Genomic DNA, 4,680 nt, shown 5'->3' with positions numbered 1-4,680 from the left:
GCTGTAATCAGACCATCTTTGATGATGCAGCAATAGAAGCAATACTCAACGCAGCTGATGGAACTCCGCGTCTCATAAACAAGTACTGTAACGCCAGCCTCCTTATAGGTGACAGCGCCAAAGCTGATCTCATTACAACCGACATCGTCATGCAGGCAGTCAATGACTGCGAACTTGGTTAGGATTACATCCCTCACTCATTTAAAGTGCGTGAGGGATGATTTCATTTATATAATCTGAAAATCAGGTGTCAAACAATCTGACTGAACCCTTTGTCTGACACCCTATGCAGCCTCATTTAAAGTGAAGATTGAGGACTCATTTAATGTGCCGGACAACACTGTAATTAGGATCCTTATTCTCTCTTTCCAAAGCCTCAAGCAGCCTGTCATATTTCTTATTTACCGCTTCCACTGAGATACTCGCGGCCCATTTTTCGTCAAGGCTTGATTCCATTGGATAATCCTTGAGTATGGAATGTAATATCCCCAGATATTTTGCACTATCCTTCAGAAGATTATGTGGCAAATCGTTCAGGTATGATTTCCCTTCCAGGTATTCCTGCAGGCTAATCACATGTCCTTTAAATAAAGTGCAACTATTTCCACTTATAGTCTTTATAAACCTTGCAACCGGAAATCCTTTTGAATACAAGTAATCTACAAGCTCTGTTTCTCTTTCTACAGTTTGTAAAGTATACTCTTTCTGATATTCTTTAAAAAAATAATTCCCTTCCTTACAACTAACCTTATAACAATTCGCCGTCCCCATAGAAAGATGCTGACTCTCAGTCAAATGGAGGCCATATTCCTGTAGCAAGAACATCTGCATCTTACCCTGATTAAAAACACTCTTTTCAATTGCCATTAAAATCCGCTCCCGTAATGCTTCAGCTCTTTTTAGAGCACCTTCTCAAACAGCTGATCCGTTTCACCATAAATCGTTTCAAAATCTCCGAGCTTCTCAAATCCGTATTTCTCATACAACCCATGTTCACCACTCATAATAAATACTTTGTTATATAAAGCACCATTGAAAGAAACATCTAAAGGAGTTCCCTTACATCTGTTATCAGTAAGAGAAAATGGAATTCCAGATGCATTTAATTTTTCAATTAGTGAATCAAAAAGAGCTCTCGGAATACAAATATAATCTCCATCATCATAACCACAAGAAATGATTCTAGACATACCTTGCGTTGAAAAGCCCATACCTGCAGTCTTATAGAACTCCGAATTGCTAAATGCAGCCATTCTCCTTATAGCATTCTGCATTTTATATTGCATTCCTTTTGAATTAATGTATATCTTATCAGAAATGATGATTTCTACTACGGAAGGTGCATCTTCCTTACAAAAAGAAAGTTTCACTTTTTCCCAAGGCTTCTGTTTTCTCGCCATGGTATCATCTGCATCTTCATCAAAATCATTACATAGGCCCCCTAATAAGCCATCTGCTCCCCAGGCCTTTATCTTTTCTTCAACAATCTCTTTAGAGATTCTTTTAACATTCTTGAGGCACTCCCATTGATCAGGATATGCATTCCAGTTTTCATCTATGAAAGCACTATTCCCCGCCTGTAAAGCCAGTCCCTGTAATGGCAGCGCTATCAGATTTCCTAATCCAGATCTCCCAGTCTTTGCATTAATCGGAATATGGTCCTGAGCTGGGAGCATTCTGTCGTAATATGTGAATTTTTTCATATTAACAGATTCGGCACCTTTGGTTAGCAAAGCAGTTCCAAATCTTCTTGCTGTAGATGCCAATATCGGCTTTTCAAAGAATATCCAAAAATGGGCTCCCTTGCCAGATCTTGAGCGCTCAACTAAAATCGGCACGTCATTGTCTTCACATATCTTCCTAAATGTGTTTACTTCAATCATCCATTCAGAATCAGGATTTGCCCAATCATCACCACAAACATCATCATTATGACAATCAAAGTCAAACACAAGAAAGTTTATAGTTTCATCAAGAAGTAGCGGGTATACTCCTAATACATCCGATGCATCTTCCTTCTTTCCTCTCAGATGCTCATACACTACTTCATCAGTCAATTCCTTATAATTCGGGTTTTTACATTCACCACATGAAAACTTTGGATTATTCCTCTTTGGGCATAATCCATCCTTCCAGAAATACCAACACTGAGTATAATAGCTATGCTTACCCGTTTTCTTATTGACTTTTCCATAACGCAAACAATAAACATCACTTCGTCCGTTAAACAAGTTGCGGAAGAATTTAATTCGATGCTTGGTTATTTCCAAAGGGCTGATTCTTGCTCCTTGATTATCGTCAAATAGAATGTTCTTATCCGGAGATAGATCTTCAATATTCTTTGCTTCTTTTCTATAAGTAATACCAACCTCATCGAGCAAACTATGCAAATAATCTATCTCTTTTTCAAGTTGATTGATTCGTGAAATATATTGATCTTCGTTCATATACGTTATCTCTTCAAATATCCTTCCATTTGTCAAAAATGGGTACGGCATAAGCCATACCCACAAAATATCATTTTAATTTCTTTTGCCATTCATCAGCGACCCTAATGACATGTGCTATAGTATCTCTCCTGATAACGCTTGTTGGATAATATCTGGACACCACTTCCCAGGATGTAATCATCTTAGCCTTTTTACAAATAAAATCAGGTACATCAACGCCATTTTGTTGGGCTAAAATTACAAGTTTTGTAATATCATGTCATCAAGGCTGTCCTCCCGTTTTTAGAGAAATAGCATACTTTAAAGTTTTCTCTACACCCTGCTGAGTCAAATAGGCAGCCTGATGCTTTTGATACTTATCATCACTGTTAACAAGGTTCTTAGCAGTTTTTATATCAGCTTTTGCAATTGATAACAAAGTATTCCCCATTACGCAGCCTGCCTTTTATAAATAATCTGTCCCTTCTCCGCTAATTCCTTGCAGATAGGAGCTTTTTCTTTTTTCTGATAAATTTCATCAATAGATTTAAAATATAGGAAATCATATTCCTGGGCAAAATCCAAAAGATACAAGTCCTTCATAAATTCGTTAAAGGATTTTCTATCACTAAGCGCATTGACTGTTTTCTTACTGATGATAACAATATCTATGTCAGATTTTTCTTTACATCTCTCTTCCAACACGGATCCAAACAGCATAATAGCATCAATATCCGGGCACTTTTTTGCTGTACTAATGATGTGCCTGATAATCTCAGCTTTATAATCCGCAACCATTACGGATGAATCATAATTTGTATTAACTTTGATAAGTTTGCACATAAATGATCACCACCTATCCATCAATAACTATGATTTATAGCCTTATTATACCTTACAAACATCGTAAAAAAAAGAGAAGCATCTTACGCTTCTCTCTTACTGCCGGCGACCGGGATCGAACTTTCCTGCGTCTTGCAAACACTGATAGAAAGGAGGCTGGCGGTTTCACTTTGTTTTCTGAACCCACTTTTGAACCTTGTTTCTGCATCAACTTGGTAAAGAATTTATGCTTTTGGATAATGCGAATAATCACTTATTCCGGTGAGTGCCTCTATAGCCTCCGCATCCCAAAATGCGTTCTCCCATCGGTAATAAACATCTTTTCGCTTCTTAAAGATCCTAAACGGTTTTTCTGAATTGTCATAAATATGTAGGATATCACATATCTGCACCAGTTCTGGAACAAGAGCCAAAGCCTTGTCGTATCTGGATCTAATTTTATCTTCTGGGACTCCATGTCCACCAGATGCCTCTCTTACCTTCACTCTGGCTATGTTGATTTCCGAAGATGCTGTTAGAACATAGATTCCTCTAATAAAATAGTCATCTTCCTTGGCTCTTTTCAGAAGATTTAGATTTCTTTCAGTCGACAATACAGTCTCAAATGTGAAATCTATTTTGTCAGAAAGGGCTTTTTCCCTTAGTTCTTCAGCTTTAATAGCTGCTTCCATATCAGTACACAGACTAGACTTCTTGATATCATCAGCATTGATATATATGCCAACAGTTTTTGCCATCCTTGTGATTGTGGATTTTCCACTTCCATTAGGCCCAGCAAAAACCATGACTTCAGGAAGCATAATTTTCTCCTGGTCAGACATATTCTTTCCTCCCATCCGGATAAAGTAAATATGCCTTCTTTAGCTCAGCATCATATCCTGATGTAGGAAGTCCTTTTATCTTTCTAATCTCTTCATCAATGCGAACAGATTCAATAAATCTCTGAGTTAGTTCATCATCAGAAATTCCACATGTATAATCCAATTCATTTTTATCTTTTATATCACTCATAAAAGCTTGCACCTCATTTATAGCTTCAATCGTTAGCTATATTATACCTTACTGATACAGCAAAAAAAAGAGAAGCTCTTACGCTTCTCTCTTACTGCCGGCGACCGGGATCGAACCGGTACGGGTATCGCTACCCACGGGATTTTAAGTCCCGGGCGTCTGCCAGTTCCGCCACGCCGGCATTTTATTGACAAAAAGTCGCTATTATAGCGACTTCTTAAATGGAGCTTCGGGGACTCGAACCCAGGACCGACCGGTTATGAGCCGGTTGCTCTAACCAACTGAGCTAAAGCTCCTTATTGATGACTCCGACGAGGCTCGAACTCGTGTTACCGCCGTGAAAGGGCGATGTCTTAACCACTTGACCACGGAGCCGTGTTCCTGTATTACAGGTTAT

The 4,680-nt window shown here is 38.5% G+C and carries 6 protein-coding genes, 3 tRNA genes and 1 pseudogene; 1 reads left to right on the top strand and 9 read right to left on the bottom strand.

What is annotated here, in order from left to right:
• Positions 1–182, top strand: a pseudogene (locus G630_RS25180) (ExeA family protein); the annotation flags it as partial.
• Between the two features lie 136 nt (positions 183–318).
• Here G630_RS25180 and G630_RS0117550 read toward each other — a convergent pair.
• The 9 genes from G630_RS0117550 to G630_RS0117510 all read right to left on the bottom strand — a co-directional run bounded on the left by G630_RS0117550 (position 319) and on the right by G630_RS0117510 (position 4,658).
• Positions 319–867: a phosphotransferase gene (locus G630_RS0117550; RefSeq protein ID WP_026499345.1), complete on the bottom strand. Its 549-nt coding sequence runs from the start codon at positions 865–867 to the stop codon at positions 319–321.
• Positions 868–899: 32 nt separating this feature from the next.
• Positions 900–2,447, bottom strand: a complete 1,548-nt coding sequence (locus G630_RS22615) for a TOTE conflict system archaeo-eukaryotic primase domain-containing protein (protein ID WP_049946289.1) — start codon at positions 2,445–2,447, stop codon at positions 900–902.
• 265 nt (positions 2,448–2,712) lie between these two features.
• Positions 2,713–2,880, bottom strand: a complete 168-nt coding sequence (locus tag G630_RS24455; RefSeq protein ID WP_081668043.1) for a HEPN domain-containing protein — start codon at positions 2,878–2,880, stop codon at positions 2,713–2,715.
• Positions 2,880–3,272, bottom strand: coding sequence for a nucleotidyltransferase domain-containing protein (locus G630_RS0117535; protein ID WP_026499344.1), 393 nt, complete (start codon positions 3,270–3,272; stop codon positions 2,880–2,882). Before G630_RS0117535 ends, G630_RS24455 begins: the two co-directional genes overlap by 1 nt.
• Before the next feature lie 224 nt (positions 3,273–3,496).
• Complete coding sequence (locus G630_RS0117530; RefSeq protein ID WP_026499343.1) at positions 3,497–4,093, bottom strand: zeta toxin family protein; 597 nt, start codon at positions 4,091–4,093, stop codon at positions 3,497–3,499.
• Complete coding sequence (locus G630_RS0117525; RefSeq protein ID WP_242829963.1) at positions 4,086–4,283, bottom strand: hypothetical protein; 198 nt, start codon at positions 4,281–4,283, stop codon at positions 4,086–4,088. The genes G630_RS0117530 and G630_RS0117525 overlap by 8 nt, the downstream gene beginning before the upstream one ends.
• Positions 4,284–4,378: 95 nt before the next feature.
• Positions 4,379–4,464, bottom strand: a tRNA-Leu gene (locus G630_RS0117520).
• A 41-nt stretch (positions 4,465–4,505) separates the two neighbouring features.
• Positions 4,506–4,579: transfer RNA gene (locus G630_RS0117515), tRNA-Ile, on the bottom strand.
• 7 nt (positions 4,580–4,586) lie between these two features.
• Positions 4,587–4,658, bottom strand: a tRNA-Glu gene (locus tag G630_RS0117510).
• Between the last annotated feature and the right edge of the window lie 22 nt (positions 4,659–4,680).

Origin of the sequence: Butyrivibrio sp. WCD2001, from assembly GCF_000424485.1 — a bacterium.
In the GTDB taxonomy this organism is placed as follows: Bacteria; Bacillota; Clostridia; order Lachnospirales; family Lachnospiraceae; genus Butyrivibrio.
The sequence above is the reverse complement of the archived record's forward strand: the minus strand, read 5'-3'. Positions and strand labels throughout refer to the sequence as shown.